The organism is Paenibacillus curdlanolyticus YK9, from assembly GCF_000179615.1.
GTDB classification, from domain to species: Bacteria; Bacillota; Bacilli; order Paenibacillales; family Paenibacillaceae; genus Paenibacillus_T; species Paenibacillus_T curdlanolyticus.
This window is the reverse complement of sequence record NZ_AEDD01000012.1, coordinates 264,922-282,891: the sequence shown is the minus strand read 5'-3', so window position 1 is coordinate 282,891 and position 17,970 is coordinate 264,922. Positions and strand designations below refer to the sequence as shown.

Sequence of the window (17,970 nt, the reverse complement as noted above, 5' to 3'; positions counted from 1 at the left end):
GCTGCCAGCGCTGGCCGCGCAGCTCGAAGCGGCCGCCGCCGCGGGCAAGCCGCTGCCGGCGGCGGCGCTCGCGAAGCTGCGCGAGCGCTCGCGCCTCGCGGCCGATGCGCTGGCTCAGCTGTCCGACCGCTATGCGTCGGACATCGCGCCAGCCGTGCGTGAGGCGCTCGGCGAGGCCGCGCGCACGGCGGCGAGCGCGCAGCAGCTGCTCGCCAAGGCGGCAGCGGAGCTGCCTGCCGTCGGCGATGCGCTCAGCCGAGCGGCGAAGGCGCTGGACGCCGGCGCGAAGGAAGCCGCCGCCATCAAGCGCGCATTCCCGAGCGCGAAGGCGAAGCTGCTTCAGGTGAATCATGATATTCGCGAGCTGGAGAAGAAGGCGGATATTCAGACGATTATCGATCTGCTGCGCAATGATTACGCGAAGGAGAGCGCTTTTTTTGCCGAGCCTGTCATTTTGCAGGAGCATAAGCTTTTCCCGATTCCGAATTATGGCTCGGCGATGTCACCCTTCTTCTCGACATTGTCGCTATGGGTGGGAGCGACGCTGCTCGTATCGCTGCTTTCCGTAGAGGCGCACGATGCAGGCGGGCACGGAGGCAGCGAACACGCTGAATCAGCTCGTAATCCGTCTTCGTCCGTCTCCAGCTTATCTGCGGAACCAACGCCGTCCCGTCCGCGCCCAAGGCAGGTGCGGGCAGCTAGATGGCACGAGGACAGCATCGTGTTTCTCGGACGGTTTCTAACCTTCCTTACGATTGCGCTCGTTCAGTCTGCGCTCATTACGATTGGCGACCTCTATCTGCTCGGCACTTACGCGGCGGATCACCTGATGTTCATTTTGTTTGGCTTGTTCATTGTAACGGTGTTTATGTTAATGGTTTATACGCTTGTGTCGGTATTCGGCAACGTCGGCAAAGCGATGGCGATTATCTTGCTGGTGCTGCAGCTGGGGGGCTCCGGCGGAACGTTTCCGATTCAAGTCGCTCCGCCGTTCTTCCGCCACATTCATCCCTATCTTCCGTTCACTTACGCGATCAGCATGATGCGCGAAGCCGTGGGCGGCGTGATATGGGATGTCGTGTATCGGGACATGCAGCGGCTCGTCATCTTCGTAGCGCTGTTCCTTGTCATTGGACTGGTGCTCAAATCGCCTGTCAATCGGCTCGCGAAGGGGATGCTAGAGCGCGCGAAGCGGGGAGGCCTGCTCCATTAGCTTCATTAAAGGGCATCTTGATTCGGCTATTGCTTGCGTCGAACAGTCGCTTGTATTTGCACAGTCTCCCCGCGTTCATTTTATATGGAGGAATGCCCTTCGCGATGTTCGGAAATCGCCTCCTCCGCACCTTTGACAATGTGAACATTAATAACATAGAGTAGATGAAACAAGATGAGACCACACTGGGGTGGCAGAGGCGGGAGGCGAAACGCATGGACTTGCGGAAGCTGCGGTTGGATGAGCCGGCAATCGGTACATTCAGCGAGGAACGAGAAGAATTTGAGAGAGACTATGCGAGATTAATTCAATCCCCGGCATTTCGCCGGCTGCAGGGCAAATCGCAAGTGTTCGGCGCTGGCTCGGGCGATTATTACAGGACCCGATTGACTCACTCATTGGAAGTGTCCCAGATCGCACGGGAGGTTTCGAGGCGGCTCGGCAAGCAGTACCCGTTTCTGGACCGTCGCGAGCATCCGGGGCTATTGCTGGAGCCGACGGTGGTGGAGTGCGCGGCGCTGGCCCATGATTTTGGCCATCCTCCGTTCGGACATAAAGGGGAAGAAGTGCTGCATCAGCTGCTCTCCGAGTCGTATGGGATGAAATATGAAGGAAACGCGCAAAACTTCCGCATTCTGATGTTTCTTGAAAAGCGCGCAGGCAGCGGAAGCGGTCTTGATCTGACAGCATCGGTGCTGCTCGGCGTTAATAAGTACCCGTACTGCATTGATGATACGGGACGGCTGAAGGGTGTATATAGCGAAGAATGGGCGCGCATCAGCTATATCCGCGAGCTTTGGGAAATGCCTGTAGGCTGCTCGACGCTCGAGGCCCAACTGATGGATTTATGCGATGACATTGCGTATTCCACCCATGATATCGAAGACGGGATACGCGCGGGTAAAATTCAAATGAATCGGACGTTTTTCGAGGATGAGCGGCTGATCGACCATCTGATGCACGAAATTACGGTAGATCAGGGCAACAGCGAGCTGCGTTGGCATGAGGTCGACATGCGCGCGATGTGCCGCAAAGCGATGGATGATTACCTTGAGCAATGGGAGGAGCTCTATCTGCAATGCGAGCGCGAATCCTCCCGAACCAGACGAGAGATGAAGGCAAGATGGGTCAGCACATTCGCCGGGAGAGTCGGCATTATTGATGATGCTGCGAAAGGCTGGAAGCGGGTGACGTTCGTGCGCGACGGAGCGGAGGATCTTGAATTGCTGCGAACGATGGAAATTTTGAAAAAGCTGGCATGGGTGACGTTAATTAAAGATTTTCGTGTACAAAGGCTCCAAATGCGCAGCGAAATTATGATTCGCCGATTATGGGACAGCTTCCAAGATCCAGATCGCGGGCGATTAATATTGCCTCCCGATTGGATCGAAAGCTTCGAGCGGCATGCGGCACATTGGTCCTGGCCAAGGTTTATTGCTGATTACATCTCCGGGATGACGGATGCTTACGCTTCCAAAGTGTACAATGAATTATATGCTAGCAAGACGGGCTCCATCTATGAAATGGATTAGTTCCAAAAGCCCGCAACCCTTAGAGCGTCAATGGTTCCACGGTCAGATTCAGCTGACTGAGCGGGACCTTTGGCGCTCTTTTTCTGTTCGCGTGATTCGGCTTTATTTTGCATCAAGTGTGCCATTTCGTATGTAAAATCTAGATTTCACCACCTTGAAAACACAAACCTATGTCCTTAAGTTCGCACATTGTATGCCATTAGGGCTAAAAGGCATAATAAAGACACACCAAACAAGGGGGAATCAACAAATGCGTAAAAGCTTGAAATGGATGAACCTTGCACTAGCCGGCGCCCTGACGCTGAGCCTCGCAGCTTGCGGAAGCAGCTCGAAAGAAGACGAAAACAAAGGTACGGAGACGGGTACGGAAACGACGCCTAAAGCTGAGAACGTAACGATCACGTTCCAGAATATCTACCCAGACCCAGAAACGCCTTCGTACAAAATCATGAAACAAATCGTGGATCAGTACACGAAGGATCATCCGAACGTGAAAATCGAGCTCGACTCGCTGAACACGGACCAACAAAAGCTGAAGCTCAAAACGCAAGCCGCTTCCAAAGAAGTTCCGGACATCACGATCGTGAACCCGGCAGCTCAAATGAAGCCTTTCGTTGACGCTGGCCTGTTGGCGCCATTGAACGACATGCTGGAAAAAGACGACCTCAAAGGTACGTTCCAAGAAGGCATCCTCGACTTCTACAGCTTCGACAACAACACTTACGCATTGCCAGACGGCAACAACGTAGCGGTAGTGTTCTATAACAAAAAACTGTTCGAGCAAGCTGGCGCTAAAGTGCCTACAACGTTCGACGAGCTGCTTGCAGACGTTAAACTGCTCAAAGACAAAGGCATCACGCCACTCGTTATCGGTGAAAAAGATACGTGGACAGGCTCGTTCTTGTTCATGAACACGCTGCTCCGTACGAACGGCGGCCCAGGCTTCCTGAAAGACGTAGTTGACGGCAAGAAAACGTTCAACGACCCAGCATTCGAATCCGCTGTAGCGAACTTCGAGAAACTGGTTCAAGCAGGCGCATTCCAAGATGGCGCAACGTCGATGGACTACAACGCTGGCGAGAACTTGTTCAAAACCGGCAAATCGGCAATGTACTTCATGGGTACGTGGGCAACGGGCGCAATCGACGCATCCTCGGTTGGTCCTGACGTAGGCGTGTTCCAATTCCCAACTGTTGATGGCAAAGGCGACCCTAACGAGTACATGCTTGCACCAGGTTCCGCATTCGCAATCTCGGCTAACAGCAAACACCTGCAAGAAACGAAAGACTTCCTGCATTACTTCATGCAGCAGTACCCTAAAGTATCGTTCGACATGAAAAATGCAGTTACGGTTGCACAAAAAGTTGACGGCGACTTCAAAGCGGCTGGATACTCGGATCTGCAAATGGAAGTAGCAGCACTCAAAGGCAACGTTAAAGGCGGCGACCTGTCGTTCGATAACACGATGAACCCTAGTACGTCCCAGGTTCACTTGACGAGCATCCAAAACCTGTTCGTACAACAAGTTGATCCTAAAGCAGTAGCTAAAGAACACCAAACGGCGTTTGAAAGCAACAAATAAGTGACGGAGTAATCCGCACTCGCATAGACGCTTGCGAAAGGGAGCGCTAGTCGTTCCCTTTCTTCTATGCGCAACACTTGATTCAAGGAGGCGAACCCCATGAATGCGCTCAAGGTGCCCGCACGGACAATCGCCGTATTCGTGCTCCCATGCTTACTGATTTACGTGAGTCTTGTATTTATCCCGATAGCCGTTAACTTGTATAACGGTACGTTGGACTGGAACGGAATCGGAGCAAAGAAATTTGTCGGTATGGACAATTTCGTAGAACTGTTTACTAAAGACAAAGTGTTCTGGCCAGCAATACGCCATACGCTGTTGTTCTCGGTATTCTCCATGCTTGAGATTCCATTCTGCTTAGGATTGGCTATCCTGCTCAACCGCTTTATTAAGAAGCCGAATTTCTTGGTTTCGAGCTATTTCGTACCTGTTATTTTATCTGTCGTCATCATTGGTCAGCTTTGGAAAACGATTTACAACCCGGCTTCACTCGGCGGTATGATCAACCAAACGTTAGATTCGCTCGGCTTGCACAGCTGGACGCACAATTGGCTCTCTGATCCGGATTTCGCGATGTATGCTCTTTACTTCGTTGCTTTGTGGCAATACCTGGGTTATCACTTGCTCATTCAATTTACAGGTATTCAAAACATTCCGTCTGAAATTTACGAGGCAGCCAAGATTGATGGAGCGGACGGTTTCAAAGCAGACCGTTACATTACGTTCCCATTGGTGGTCCCGATATTCAAAATATCGATTATCCTTTCTTTCATCGGTTCCCTTCAGTCCTTCGATATGATCATGGTCATGACGGGCGGCGGTCCAGCGCATGCGACGGACGTAATCGCAACTCATATGTACAACATGTCCTTCCTGTCGATGAGATACGGTTACGGCAGCGCAATTGCAACAGTGCTTGTTCTCGTATGCTTAATTGCTACTGTTGTCATTAACCTTCTGTTCCGCGGAATTGAAAAAAAGGTTAGCTAACGCCAAGAACCGCTCGTGAAAGGAGTTATGTATTATGGCTGAAGTGCTCAAATCGGCTGCGGCTAGCCCAGCATCCGCTGGTACGCGCAAACGGCGCGTAACGGTCGGCAAAGCGATTGCCTTCGCACTATTTGGCATCCTGCTCGTGACGCAACTGTACCCACTATTGTGGCTCGTCATATATTCCTTGAAAAACAATGAGGAAATATTGTCCGGGAAATTTTTCTCGCTGCCTCACACGCTACAATGGGGCAACTATAAGTCTGCAGTCGAAGCGCATTACTGGGACTACCTGAAAAACTCGGTTATCGTCACTGTCGTAACGATGGTTTCGGTTATCGTACTTAGCAGCATGGTCGCTTATGCGATCACTCGATTCAAATGGAAGTGGGGCAATGCGGTGCTGCTGATCTTCCTCGCAGGCCTGACGCTGCCGCTTCAATCGACATTGCTGCCGCTGATGATCATCTTCAAAAACATTCATATTCTGAATACGCGTTGGGCGCTTATCTTGCCTTATGTGGCTTATCAAACGCCAATTGCCGTATTCATTCTGACTGGCTTTATGCGGACGATTCCGCATGAAATTGAAGAATCGGCACATATGGATGGCGCTTCGGTTTATAAGACATTCCGCAGCATCATCTTGCCAATCACGGTTCCTCCGATCATGACCGTATGCATTCTGACGTTCATTACGATCTGGAACGAGTACATCCTTGCTGCGACGTTCATCTCTTCCGAGAAGCTCAAAACGTTGCCGTTCGGTGTAAACAGCTTCGTTAGCCAGTACTCGGCGAACTATGGCGCAATTGGCGCTTATCTCGTACTGGGCGCATTGCCTGTTATCATCATGTACTTCATTCTCTCCGAGAGAATTACGAGCGGCATGGTTGCAGGCGCAGTAAAAGGTTAATCTTTATTCGCAATTTGATTCCCCAATCGAATCGTAATTCAAGCCTCCGGGTCGCAGCTTTTGCTGCGTCCGGAGGTTTCCTGCTGTTCGGCAGGGCGCATAAGCGCCTATTATTTTTCTGTTCTGTGATATGATGAAAGCAATGTTAACTAATTCACGGGGGAAATGTCATGATCCGCGGTTTTCGTTCCATACGCACAAGACTGTTTATTTTACTGCTGGTCAGCATGGTGAGCTTGCTTTCCGTTGTCAGCTACTTATATTATCAGCGCGCTACCGACCAGTATCACGATAAGGTAACGGAGATTGCCGAGAAGAATGTGCGGCAGACGATGCAGGTGTATGATCTGCTGCTAGACAGCTATAACAGCCTTTCCAAGTCGCTAATCGGCAACTCCGATCTGCTGCGGAAGCTGCCGGAGACACATGAAGACAATCCCGCATTGGCTTTCATCAACGAGCGGGCAATAACCAACATACTAGGCACTTTATTTTATTCTCGAGAGGATATCGTATCGATTCACGTGTTCTCCCCATCGGGCGCCGTCTATAGTTACGGGAATTACATGAATACGGTGGACCCTTATTTTAGCTATAGAGACTGGTATAATCGCATTAAGAAATCGGATGGCGATATGGTTTGGCTTGGCGTGTTTAAGCATTCGTTGACCGATCAAACGGTGAATCAGCCTGTTTTCGCATTCGGGCGCCAGCTGTATGATCTGACCGAGCACAAACCGATTGGCGTACTGCTGTTTCAAATGAACGTTCAACCGGTTGTTTCTGCATTAACGAATATGCGGCTTGGGCCGAACAGCGAAACCTACATTTTATCCGAGGATGGTCGACTGCTAGCTTCTGATAATCTTGAAACGGCGGCAGAGGTGCCATGGAGCATCCATGCGGAGATCGGGACGCGGACGCCGAATTCCTCGGAAGCCGCGATAGCGCGTGCTGCCGATTCAGGCACAGGCGCGGAGACGGATAATTATACGACGGCAAGCGAAGCAATTGAACTGCTTGCGACGATGCATAATAATATTAATGCCGGGGAAGTTGCTTTTGAGAATCGCAAGCAGGATCTTGTCGTCGCTTCCAAAGCGACCGAGGTTGATTGGACTTTCGTTAGCCGGACGCCGAATAAGGATTTGAACGTCGAGCTCGATCAGACCAAACATTATTTTGTGATCGTCGTGTCGGTGCTTGTCATTGTCTCGATTGCGATAGCAACCTTCATCTCGCGCACCATTACATCGCCCGTGAAGCGGCTTGTTCAGGAAATGCGGCAAGTAGAGGTCGGCAACTTCCGAGGCTCGGTGAAGGCAAAGTCCTCTTATGAGGAAATTGACATTCTTGTTGCGTCCTTTAACCAAATGGTGCATCGTATGGACGACTTGATCAACCGGGAAAAAGAAACCTCGGCGCGCGAGAAGCAAGCCCAGCTGCAGGCGCTTCAATCGCAAGTGAATCCGCACTTCTTATATAACACGCTCGATATGATTTATTGGATGCTGGACGAGCAGGAGAACAACCGATTAGGCAGTATTGTGCTTTCGTTGTCCCATATGTTCCAGTACAGCAGCCATTGGAACGAGGATTTGCCTACGACGCTCGGGGAAGAATTAGAGCAAATTCGGCATTATCTCACGATCATTGAAGCTCGGCTGGAGGATCGGTTGACGGCAGAGATTGAAGTGGGCAACGAGTGGCTCGATGTGCCAATGCCGAAGATGACGCTTCAGCCAATCATCGAGAATGCGGTGAAGCATGGTCTGGAACCAGCGCTGCGGCCTGGAAAGCTGACGCTTCATACAGAGGTTGATGGTCAGCGATTATATATTACGATTGCAGATAATGGCGTAGGCATTGAGCATAACGCACTGGTTCAGCTGCAAACAGCGCTTGGGCAAGAAACGAATAACGCCTCGGCAGTCGCGTCCAAAGGACGAAGAGGAATTGGCATTGCGAATGTGCATCATCGGCTCGTGCTTATGCATGGAGAATCGTACGGCCTGACCGTAAATAGCGTACTGGGCAAAGGTACGACCATTAAAGTGACCCTTCCGCTGCCGCCGCGCGCCTAAGAGGTAAGGAGCAGCAGCACGCGTAGGATAGGAAAGGATGAATGACGGCGATGAATATTTTGATCGTGGACGATGAGAACATCATAAGAAGCGGTATAAAGCGAACAATACAGAACCGTTTCCCTAACTACCGGATCTGGCTCGCTGCTTCTCCTGATGAAGCGGTGCAGCAGCTGCGTAATGAATCCATCGATCTGGTGCTTAGCGATATTATGATGCCTGGCATGACGGGGCTTGAGCTCATGAAGGTGTCGAAGCCGCAGCATCCGCATGTACGATGGGTGTTTATTTCGGCCAAGTCAGAGTTCGCTTATGCACAGGAAGCGCTTCGACTAGGGGCGCGTGACTATTTATTAAAGCCGATCGGCAAGGAACGTGTAATCGAGCTAATCGAGCTGGTAGGCGAAGAGCTGCGCCGCGATTCGGAGCAGACGCGCGAAGCAAGGGAGCTGGGCTCAAACATCAAGTATTTGCGAGAGGCTGTGTTCCAGCGTTGGGTAGCGGGCTTGGACATTGGCAACTTCGATATGAAGCCGCTCTCCGACGAGTATCCGTCCTTTAATCTCATCATGGTGAAGATGGATGCGGATCGCCAGGTTCACTTGGAGCATTTTATTATCGAGAATGTGATGTCGGAGCTTATTGAGCGGTTCGGTCACGGGTTTGTCGTCAGCTATGACGCACAAAGCTTAATCGGCGTAGTCTCAATGGCGGACGATAATAATCTTTCGCCGCTTCTAACAGAGCTGAAGACGCATCTTCGCAAATATTTACGTGTTCCGTTCCAAGTGATGCACTCAGGACTGATCCTCGACTTCCGCAATGTGCCAGCAGAGATTCGCCGGCTTCGCCAAGCGTCCGATACGCAAGTGTACGAGCAGGATGAGCGTGGCAGTGATCGAGCGATTGAGACAGCTATCCAATATATCAAGTCCCATTTCCGAGAGGACTTATCGCTGGAGAAGGTGGCATCAGTCGTCTTTCTTAATCCGGTCTACTTCAGCCAACTGTTCAAGCAGAAAACGGGTCAGGGCTATAAGGATTTCGTCATTCAGCTGCGGATGGAGCAGGCCAAGCGGCTGCTGCACAATCCGAGCCTGAAGCTGGCCGAGGTAGCAGAACGAATCGGCTATCAGGACATGCGCCATTTTTCCCAGCTGTTCCGCAAGCGGTTTAATGTGACGCCAACCGAGTTTCGGCAGCAAGAAATCGTTCAGGGGGAGCCGATTCAATAGTTTCCCGCAAAAGCCTCAGCAACGCGATGGCGAAGCAGAGGCTTTTGATTATAACTAAATAACAACGTTGTTATTTATCAGTGAATAAGGTACACTAGCATCAATTAATGATTTAGAAGGGACGGCATATATAATGAAGCCTTTCTTGAACGAGCAGTTTTTGCTCTGTACGGAGACATCAGTTCGGCTTTACGAGCAGCATGCCAAGGCGTTGCCCATCATCGATTATCATTGCCATCTGAGTCCGCAAGAAATTTTTGAAAACAAGCGGTTTAACAACCTGACCGAGGCCTGGCTGAACGGAGATCACTACAAGTGGCGTGCGATGCGGGCGAACGGCGTGTCTGAGCATCTCGTAACGGGCCCGGCTGACGATTACGAGCGTTTCCTGGCGTATGCGGGCACGGTTCCGATGGCAATCGGCAACCCGCTGTACCACTGGTCTCATTTAGAGCTTCAACGATACTTCGGCGTTCATGAGCTTATTAATGAGAAGAACGCGCCAGCAATTTGGCACAAGGTGAATAAACAGCTTAGCGGCGACGGCTTTGGCGCTCGCGACCTGATTCGCAAATCAAAGGTTAAAGTAATCTGTACGACGGACGATCCGGTTGATTCGCTGGAATACCATATTAAGCTGCGGCAGGATGGCGACTTTAATGACGTGAAGGTGCTGCCTTCCTTCCGTCCGGACAAAGCACTGGAGCTGAATCGCGACTCATTCATCGGCTGGATCAGCCAGCTGTCTGATGTTGTGGGCAGTCCAATCGAGTCGTATGAACAGCTGCTGGGTGCATTGGATGCGCGAATCGCCTTTTTCCACGAAACAGGCTGCCGCGTTTCCGACCATGCGATTGATGTGATGATGTATGCCGACTCCACGCTGGAGGAAGCGTCAGCGGCTTTCGCTGCTGCACTGCGCGGGAAGCAGGTAAGTAAGGAAGCCGAGGCTCGCTACAAAACGTTTACGCTGCTGCACATCGGTCGGCGGTATGCCGAGCATGGCTGGGCGATGCAGCTGCATATTAACGCCGCGCGCAACAATAATCCACGCTCGTTCCGCCAGCTAGGGCCGGACACGGGCTTCGACTCCATTAACGACAGCTCCGTCGCTTATGGGCTCGTGCATCTGCTGGGCGGTCTAGCTGCAGACGACAAGCTGCCGCGCACGATTTTGTATTCACTCAATCCGAGCGATTATTATCCGATCGGCACGATTATGGGCAGCTTCCAGGGCGGCGGCATCCCGGGCAAAATCCAGCTTGGCGCCGCATGGTGGTTCAACGATTCGAAGGATGGCATGAACGAGCAGATGAAGACGCTGGCCAACCTAGGATTGCTTAGCCGCTTCGTTGGCATGCTGACCGATTCGCGCAGCTTCCTATCGTACACACGCCATGAATATTTCCGGCGTATACTATGTGATCTGCTCGGCGAGTGGGTTGAAAACGGTGAAGCGCCGGATGACGATGAGCTGCTTGGCCGTATTATTCGGGGGATTTGTTACGAAAATGCCGTACAATACTTTAATTTTGAGTAATGATCGCATTGAACTGGAAACCGCTCCAAAAACTTTGTCTGAACTTTGATCAAATATTGAACAAAATATGAACACTTTTTCCGATTATGTGGTATACTACGAGTAAGTAAGCACTTTCATTCGGATTAGGAGCGTGTTCACCATGACGACGAAGAATGCATCGATCTCAAGCCATAAGGCAACGGAACGCGGGTTCCGCCCACTTGTATGGCTGATGACAGTCGCCGCTTGGGCCGCACTGACCGTAGGCGTTGTTCTTTGCTTGATGTACCTGCAGCCGTTCAATGACCAGAACTGGGGATTGATGATCGGCATTGGATTCCTGGTAGGTAGCGTCAACATTTATGTTATTCGCACAGCGATTCATCTTGTGAACGAGCGTCGGGAGCAGAACGCTAACGACCAGATCGACCGTTAACGGGCGATTTCGTCATAATTTGACCAAGCCAACGGTTTCATAACCTTAGCGGTTTTCCTTTTAACCCCTCGCATGAGGGGTTTTTTGTTTGCAAATAGTAAACAATCGTCAATCTCGTGAACTTTGTTTTACAGATTGGAGAATAATAATTGACGTATTTGCAAACATAGGTTTAAAACGCAACGTTATCTGCTATCGTATGGATACGGATACGAACGACTCGGAAAAGTCCTCCGAACGAGGACGGGTTCGGGGCGGATGAAGGAGATGAAGACTAACATGCGGAGAAAACTAACCAAATACGCGGTTCCGCTGCTGTTCATGATGATGATGATCCTGTTATCGGGATGCGACACGTCGATGATGGTGCTGGATCCAAAAGGGCCGGTAGGCGCTGATCAACGGGATTTGATCGTCATATCGACGGTATTGTGCCTGATCGTGCTCGTGCCGGTGCTCATTCTGACCGCGTGGATCGTATGGCGTTATCGTGATAAGCCAAACAATAAAGCGGCTTACATGCCGGTCTGGTCGCATAACACGAAGGCCGAGGTAATATGGTGGGCGATTCCGATCATCATTATCGGCGCGCTCGCTGTTGTGACGGTCAAATATACTTATGCGTTGGAGCCATCCAAGCCGCTCAAGTCGGACAAAGAGCCATTGGTGATTCAAGCAACATCGCTCGACTGGAAATGGCTGTTCACTTATCCGGAGCAAGGCATTGCTACGGTTAACTACATTGAAATACCTGAGGATCGTCCGATTCGATTCCAATTGACGTCGGACGCGCCGATGAACTCGTTCTGGATTCCACAGCTGGGCGGTCAAATGTACACCATGTCCGGCATGGACATGACGCTTAACCTGCAAGCCGATGAGCCGGGCGTATACTTTGGTTCCGGCGCTAACTTCAGCGGCCCGCAATTCGCAGACATGCGATTTGAAGTGAAGGCGACAAGCGATGCCGACTTTGACCAATGGGTCAATGAAGTGAAGAGCAAAGGCAGCGAGCTGACGCTCGAAGGCTATGAGAAGCTGGCTGAGCCATCTTCGTCGGATCGTCAATACTTCTCCTCGTTCCCAGAGGGACTGCATGAGAAAATCGTTAACAAATATGTCGTCGGCAAGGGACATCACCACGGCGGCAGTGAAGAATCCAAATAATACGGACTGAATGAAAGGAGGCGGCAACTATGTGGGGGAACTTACACAGTTTCTCGGATTTCTTCGTAACCGGAGACCCAATGATTCTCGGTGCGCAGGTCAGCATAGCGCTCGCCATGATCGCGATCGTATTCGTCCTCACCGTTTTCAAAAAGTGGGGATGGCTCTGGCGCGAATGGCTCACCTCGGTCGATCATAAAAAGATCGGCATCATGTATATCATTGCATCGATTATGATGCTGTTCCGCGGCGGTGTCGACGCCTTGCTCATGAGGCTTCAGCTCGCAATGCCGAATACGGAATTCCTGCACGCAGAGCACTATAATGCGATATTTACGACCCATGGCGTCATCATGATTTTGTTCATGGCCATGCCGTTTATGTTCGGTTTGTTCAATATCGTCGTACCGCTCCAGATTGGCGCGCGCGACGTCGCTTATCCATTCTTGAACTCGTTAAGCTTCTGGCTGTTTTTCTTCGGTGCAATGCTGTTTAACGTATCGTTCGTTATCGGCGGTTCGCCGGATGCAGGCTGGCTCGCATACCCGCCTTTATCGGAGCTTTCACATAGTCCGGGCGTCGGCCAAAACTTCTACATTTGGGGGATTCAGATCTCGGGTATCGGTTCCCTTGCAACAGGCATCAACTTTGTCGTCACCATTCTCAAAATGCGCGCGCCAGGCATGAAGCTGATGAAAATGCCGATGTTCACATGGTCGGTATTGTCCAGCTGTCTCATGATCCTGTTCGCCTTCCCGATTCTGACGGTAACGATGGCGCTGCTATTCCTGGACCGGTTCCTGGGCGCGCACTTCTTCACCTTAGATGCGGGCGGCAACCCGATGATGTACATCAATATGATATGGATGTGGGGCCATCCGGAGGTATATATCGTCGTCGTACCGGCGTTCGGCATATTCTCGGAGGTTGTCGCCACGTTCTCCCGCAAGAAGCTATTCGGTTACGGCTCTATGGTATTCGCCATGATCGGCATCGCCGTACTGTCCTTCTTCACCTGGGCGCATCACTTCTTCACGATGGGCTCTGGCGCAGACGTAAATGCCTTCTTCGCCGTAACAACGATGATTATCGCGATTCCGACAGGGGTCAAAGTATTCAACTGGCTATTCACGATGTTTAGAGGGCGTATACGCTTCACGACGCCAATGCTCTGGACGATTGCTTTTATTCCATGCTTTATCGTTGGCGGTATGACGGGCGTGTTGCTGTCGGTCGCGCCAGCTGACTTCCAGTTCCATAACAGCTACTTCCTGATCGCTCACTTCCACCAAGTGTTGATCGGCGGCGTAGTGTTCGGCTACTTCGCAGGCTTGTACTACTGGTGGCCGAAAATGTTCGGCTTTGCGCTCGACGAGCGTCTTGGCAAATGGGCGTTCTGGCTCTGGAACATTGGCTTCTATGTGTGCTTCATGCCGCAATATTTCCTCGGCCTGGATGGTATGACTCGCCGGGTGTACACGTACGACTTCGATATGGGCTGGGGACCGCTTAACCTGGTTTCGACCATTGGCGGCTTCATCATGGGTATCGGCTTCATCTTCCAGGTGTGGCAGATCGCTTACAGCATCAAGGTGCACAAACGGGATACGACGGGCGATTACTGGGATGCTCGTACGCTGGAATGGTCGATTCCATCGCCAGCTCCATTGTATAACTTTGCAACAGAACCAACGGTGAAGGATGTCGACGATTGGTGGGAAACGAAGCAGAAGCTTGCTAAAGGCGAGAAGCTGCCGGCAAAACCGCCGCTCGAACCGATCCATATGCCGAAAAACTCGGCTATTCCGTTCATTATGTCGGTATGCTGGTTCGGCGCAGGCTTTGGTTTCGTATGGGATTGGCTGTGGATGGCCATTCCTTCGATGGTCGGCGTTGCAATCTGCATGCTAGCAAGATCGTTCTCGTACGATACGGATTACTATATCCCGGTCGATGAGATCAAACGAACGGAAGAAGCGGCAATGAAGGGAGCGTCGGTCTAATGGCAAATGCGAATTCGCACGCGCATCAAGCGGGCGATCACCACGATCATGGCCATCATGATCAGGAATCGCTTAAGACGCTAGGTTTCTGGATTTTCCTTATGACAGACGTTATCATCTTCGGTTGTTTGTTCGCCGTCTACGTCGTATTGCGCAACAATACGGCAGGCGGGCCAACAGCTGAAGAGTTGTTCAAAATGCCAGGCGTTATCGCTGAAACCTTCATCCTGCTGACGAGCTCGTTCACGAGCGGGCTCGCGGTACTCGCGATGCATGCTGGCAAGAAAAATCAATTGATCACTTGGCTCGGCGTTACCGCCGCGCTGGGTGCAGCGTTTATTTTCCTTGAAGTATACGAGTTCGTCGACATGGTCAACCATGAGGGCGCAACGATTGCAACAAGCGGCTTCCTGTCGGGCTTCTTCACGCTCGTCGGAACGCACGGCTTGCACGTTTCGATCGGTCTCGTATGGATGATCGGCCTTATGCTGCAGCTTCGCAAACGCGGCATTACGCCAGTTACCAAACGTAAAGTTGAAGTGCTCAGCCTGTACTGGCACTTCCTCGACGTCGTGTGGATTTTCGTCCTGACGGTCGTTTACTTGATGGGGGTGATGTAAGATGGGTCAACATCACGATCATGGCGCAGGCCACGAAGGCGGCCACGGCTCGCTGAAGTCTTACGTCATCGGCTTCATCATGTCGATCGTCCTGACGATCATTCCGCTCGTCGTCGTTATGAACGACATGATGAGCAAGAATGGCACGATTGTGCTCATTCTCATTCTCGCTGTGCTTCAATTTGCGGTGCAGCTGTGGTTCTTCATGCACTTGAAGGAAGGCGAGAACGCCAAGTGGAACATCGCAGCGTTATTGTTCGCCATCTTGATTCTCGTTGTCGTCGTAGCCGGTTCGATTTGGATTATGGCTTACAACACGGTTGCGAGTTAAGGCATATCAGTTTATTGCAAGGGGCTGTCCCGAAAGTCGTTTCCAATGACTTTTGGGACAGTTTTTTATTGTTCAATATGTGAACATGCGCCGTATGATGCGGTGGTCCTGCATGCTGCTGCATTTTGTACAACGGGAAAGGCAGGAATGGTCTGCGTCGAAGGTTCCCATTGCAGTTCGTGCAACGAGATGCAGTCTAAAAGGCTACGATGTCCCCAAAACATGGAAAGCCGCCTTTTCCGCTGTACGAAATGCAATGATGTCCTCTTACTCCCGCGCTCGCGTTGTTTCTATTGTATAAACTGCAATGAGCAGGCGGATGCACTTCCTCAGCCAAGGCGAGAAAGTGACGTTCCACGCAGCTGACTGTGCAATTCTAGTGCCGAAAAACCTGTAGCGCATCGTTGATGCAGGAGGTGGTAGGCGACAGAACGGCAGAACTGTGTCAATTATTAATCCGTACGCGAAAGGGCTTCCTGCTGTCAAGGCAGGCCACGTGTTCCAATTGAATCCGAAGGCAGATCGGGTATAGAAGAAGAGGCTCTGGCAGCGATTCGTCGTTTGCTGGAGCCTTTTTTATTGTTTTTGGCATACAAATATAAACTCATGACCGGCTTCGACAGGAGAGCCGTCATACCAGCCGTATTCTTCGATAATCGTTAGTCCGGCTTGCTGAATAAGGGCGCGCAGCTCATCTCCGTAGAAGTATCGCAGCCTCAGGCTGTCATGGAACGCCTCTACGGCGCCGTCCTGCTTATGCAGGCGATAGATAAAGTCTGTATACAGCAAGCGGCGGTCGGTGTCGCATGCCTTCTTAATGGAATGCCGCGTTACTTTCTCACGGGTAGGAAGGTAAGATTCAAAATCCAGCTGTTCTTCCCGTTGAATCCAAGCGTCGCTGATCTCCCCGTATGGCCTGAACACGTTCAGAATGAATTGTCCGTTGTCGGCAAGATGGCTGACGACGGCATGGAGGCATTGCAGCGCTTGTTCATCGGTTTCTAGCAGCTGAAAGCTGCGGAAGGGGATGAAGATGAGCGAGAAGGATTCGGACAGTGAAAAGCTGGTCATATTTCCTTGCGCGATGCGGATATGCTGCTTCGCCAGATCGGGCTTTGGCTGAAGCTTCTCTTGCAGAACCTCCAGCATTTGGGGAGAGTAATCGAGCTCGGTGACTGAAATGCCTGCTTCTGCGAGCGGAATCGTAATTCTGCCGGTGCCGCATGCGAGCTCAAGCACTTGACCGCCAAGCTGCTGCGCTCTGGCGATGTAGAATGGAATATCCGCTTGGAAAACGGCCCGATTATCGGCATCATACCATTGGGCTGTACTTGCATATCGGTTATCCATCGAACCACCTCGCGACATTTTCTTAGCATAATATATCGGCAATCGAGAGGGTGTCAACTATATATTGGAAATTGTGTTGAGTGTGGGAAAACAAAGGGCAGGCACTTATGTAAGTGTCCGCCCTTTGTTTGACTTAACTAACGTTTCATGGAAGATACGCTTTCCAATGATTCATTGAGGGAATCGATCAAGCGATCGCGATCCGCTTCCAATAAAGGATTGAAGAAGATGTCTCCGATTGGTAACTGGAAAAAATCAGAAAGCTTGCGAATCGTTTCTGCACGTGGGGAGTACCGGCAAGTTTCAATCTGAGAGAGGGATGCGCGATCGATGCCGAGTGCATCAGCCAACTGTTGCTGCGTAATGCCACGATGCTTGCGGATGCGAGAAATGCGATTGCCGATCGCGGCTTCTTGAGTAGACACATAATCACCGCCAAATTTAAGTAGTAAACGTCATTAGTTCCATAAATGCCCATGTGTATAATATACAGGAATTTGTGTTGAATGACAACACGTTTGTTTCGAAAATGGGCACATGTTTTGCTGATAGGATTGTGTTTTGTAAAACAAAACATGTAAGATAATGGTGGGTGATTGATTTGGGCGAGTTGAAAGATAAGAACAAGCTTGGACAGACGATTCGGCTGCTGCGGCTGACGAACAACTTATCGCTTCGGGATTTGGCCGAGAAATCCGGCATCAGCTACTCGTTCATTAGCTCGGTGGAAAAGGGCAGATTCGCTCCATCCCGAGAAACGACGATTGCGCTTGCAGAGGCTTTGAAGGGCGCTGACCTGAACGAGCTGCTCATGCTTGCGGGCTTTGCCCCGATATCGGGCATGGTCAAGGAAGAGAATGCGCTTTACGAGCCGGAGGTGCAGTTCATCCTTCGTGCGAAGCGGGATTTGTCTCCTAAGGCGTTCAAGACGTTCATGCGCATTGTAGAGCAGACGAAGAAAGTATTGGAAGACGAATAAAGGGCCGTTC

At 51.1% G+C, this 17,970-nt stretch carries 16 protein-coding genes; 14 read left to right on the top strand and 2 right to left on the bottom strand.

Annotated features, from left to right (window positions below; translation table 11 throughout):
* The 13 genes from PAECUDRAFT_RS26485 to cyoD all read left to right on the top strand — a co-directional run.
* Positions 1–1,213: YhgE/Pip family protein (locus PAECUDRAFT_RS26485; protein ID WP_233516796.1), on the top strand; the 1,213-nt coding region annotated here is incomplete at its 5' end.
* A 215-nt stretch (positions 1,214–1,428) separates the two neighbouring features.
* Entirely contained in the window at positions 1,429–2,745 is a 1,317-nt protein-coding gene (locus PAECUDRAFT_RS21175) for a deoxyguanosinetriphosphate triphosphohydrolase family protein (protein ID WP_006040198.1), read from the top strand.
* A gap of 250 nt (positions 2,746–2,995) precedes the next feature.
* Positions 2,996–4,327 (top strand): extracellular solute-binding protein, encoded by a 1,332-nt coding sequence (locus PAECUDRAFT_RS21170; protein ID WP_006040197.1) that lies wholly within the window; start codon positions 2,996–2,998, stop codon positions 4,325–4,327.
* A gap of 99 nt (positions 4,328–4,426) precedes the next feature.
* Positions 4,427–5,317 carry a carbohydrate ABC transporter permease gene (locus PAECUDRAFT_RS21165; RefSeq protein ID WP_006040196.1) on the top strand — a complete coding sequence of 297 codons (891 nt, stop codon included), beginning with the start codon at positions 4,427–4,429 and terminating at the stop codon, positions 5,315–5,317.
* A gap of 34 nt (positions 5,318–5,351) precedes the next feature.
* Entirely contained in the window at positions 5,352–6,233 is an 882-nt protein-coding gene (locus tag PAECUDRAFT_RS21160; protein WP_006040195.1) for a carbohydrate ABC transporter permease, read from the top strand.
* Between the two features lie 170 nt (positions 6,234–6,403).
* Positions 6,404–8,317, top strand: a complete 1,914-nt coding sequence (locus PAECUDRAFT_RS21155; protein WP_006040194.1) for a cache domain-containing sensor histidine kinase — start codon at positions 6,404–6,406, stop codon at positions 8,315–8,317.
* Between the two features lie 50 nt (positions 8,318–8,367).
* On the top strand, positions 8,368–9,552 hold the full coding sequence (locus PAECUDRAFT_RS21150) for a response regulator transcription factor (protein WP_040713770.1): 1,185 nt from the start codon (positions 8,368–8,370) through the stop codon (positions 9,550–9,552).
* A gap of 133 nt (positions 9,553–9,685) precedes the next feature.
* On the top strand, positions 9,686–11,092 hold the full coding sequence (uxaC, locus tag PAECUDRAFT_RS21145) for a glucuronate isomerase (RefSeq protein ID WP_006040192.1): 1,407 nt from the start codon (positions 9,686–9,688) through the stop codon (positions 11,090–11,092).
* A gap of 142 nt (positions 11,093–11,234) precedes the next feature.
* The gene (locus PAECUDRAFT_RS21140) at positions 11,235–11,510 is read left to right on the top strand and encodes a hypothetical protein (RefSeq protein ID WP_006040191.1); all 276 of its coding nucleotides are present in this window, start codon (positions 11,235–11,237) and stop codon (positions 11,508–11,510) included.
* A gap of 279 nt (positions 11,511–11,789) precedes the next feature.
* Positions 11,790–12,677 (top strand): ubiquinol oxidase subunit II, encoded by an 888-nt coding sequence (gene cyoA / locus PAECUDRAFT_RS21135; protein WP_006040190.1) that lies wholly within the window; start codon positions 11,790–11,792, stop codon positions 12,675–12,677.
* 29 nt (positions 12,678–12,706) lie between these two features.
* Entirely contained in the window at positions 12,707–14,680 is a 1,974-nt protein-coding gene (locus PAECUDRAFT_RS21130; RefSeq protein ID WP_006040189.1) for a cbb3-type cytochrome c oxidase subunit I, read from the top strand.
* Positions 14,680–15,300 carry a cytochrome o ubiquinol oxidase subunit III gene (gene cyoC / locus PAECUDRAFT_RS21125; protein ID WP_006040188.1) on the top strand — a complete coding sequence of 207 codons (621 nt, stop codon included), beginning with the start codon at positions 14,680–14,682 and terminating at the stop codon, positions 15,298–15,300. The genes PAECUDRAFT_RS21130 and cyoC overlap by 1 nt, the downstream gene beginning before the upstream one ends.
* Position 15,301: 1 nt before the next feature.
* A complete protein-coding gene (gene cyoD, locus PAECUDRAFT_RS21120; protein ID WP_006040187.1) occupies positions 15,302–15,631 on the top strand; it encodes a cytochrome o ubiquinol oxidase subunit IV in 330 nt (109 codons plus the stop codon).
* A 576-nt stretch (positions 15,632–16,207) separates the two neighbouring features.
* Here cyoD and PAECUDRAFT_RS21115 read toward each other — a convergent pair.
* Both PAECUDRAFT_RS21115 and PAECUDRAFT_RS24970 read right to left on the bottom strand, forming a co-directional pair.
* Positions 16,208–16,981, bottom strand: a complete 774-nt coding sequence (locus PAECUDRAFT_RS21115) for a class I SAM-dependent methyltransferase (protein ID WP_006040186.1) — start codon at positions 16,979–16,981, stop codon at positions 16,208–16,210.
* 137 nt (positions 16,982–17,118) lie between these two features.
* Positions 17,119–17,406, bottom strand: coding sequence for a helix-turn-helix transcriptional regulator (locus tag PAECUDRAFT_RS24970; RefSeq protein ID WP_006040185.1), 288 nt, complete (start codon positions 17,404–17,406; stop codon positions 17,119–17,121).
* A 176-nt stretch (positions 17,407–17,582) separates the two neighbouring features.
* Between PAECUDRAFT_RS24970 and PAECUDRAFT_RS21105 the strand changes: the two genes are divergently transcribed.
* On the top strand, positions 17,583–17,960 hold the full coding sequence (locus PAECUDRAFT_RS21105; RefSeq protein ID WP_006040184.1) for a helix-turn-helix domain-containing protein: 378 nt from the start codon (positions 17,583–17,585) through the stop codon (positions 17,958–17,960).
* The last annotated feature ends 10 nt before the right edge of the window (positions 17,961–17,970 follow it).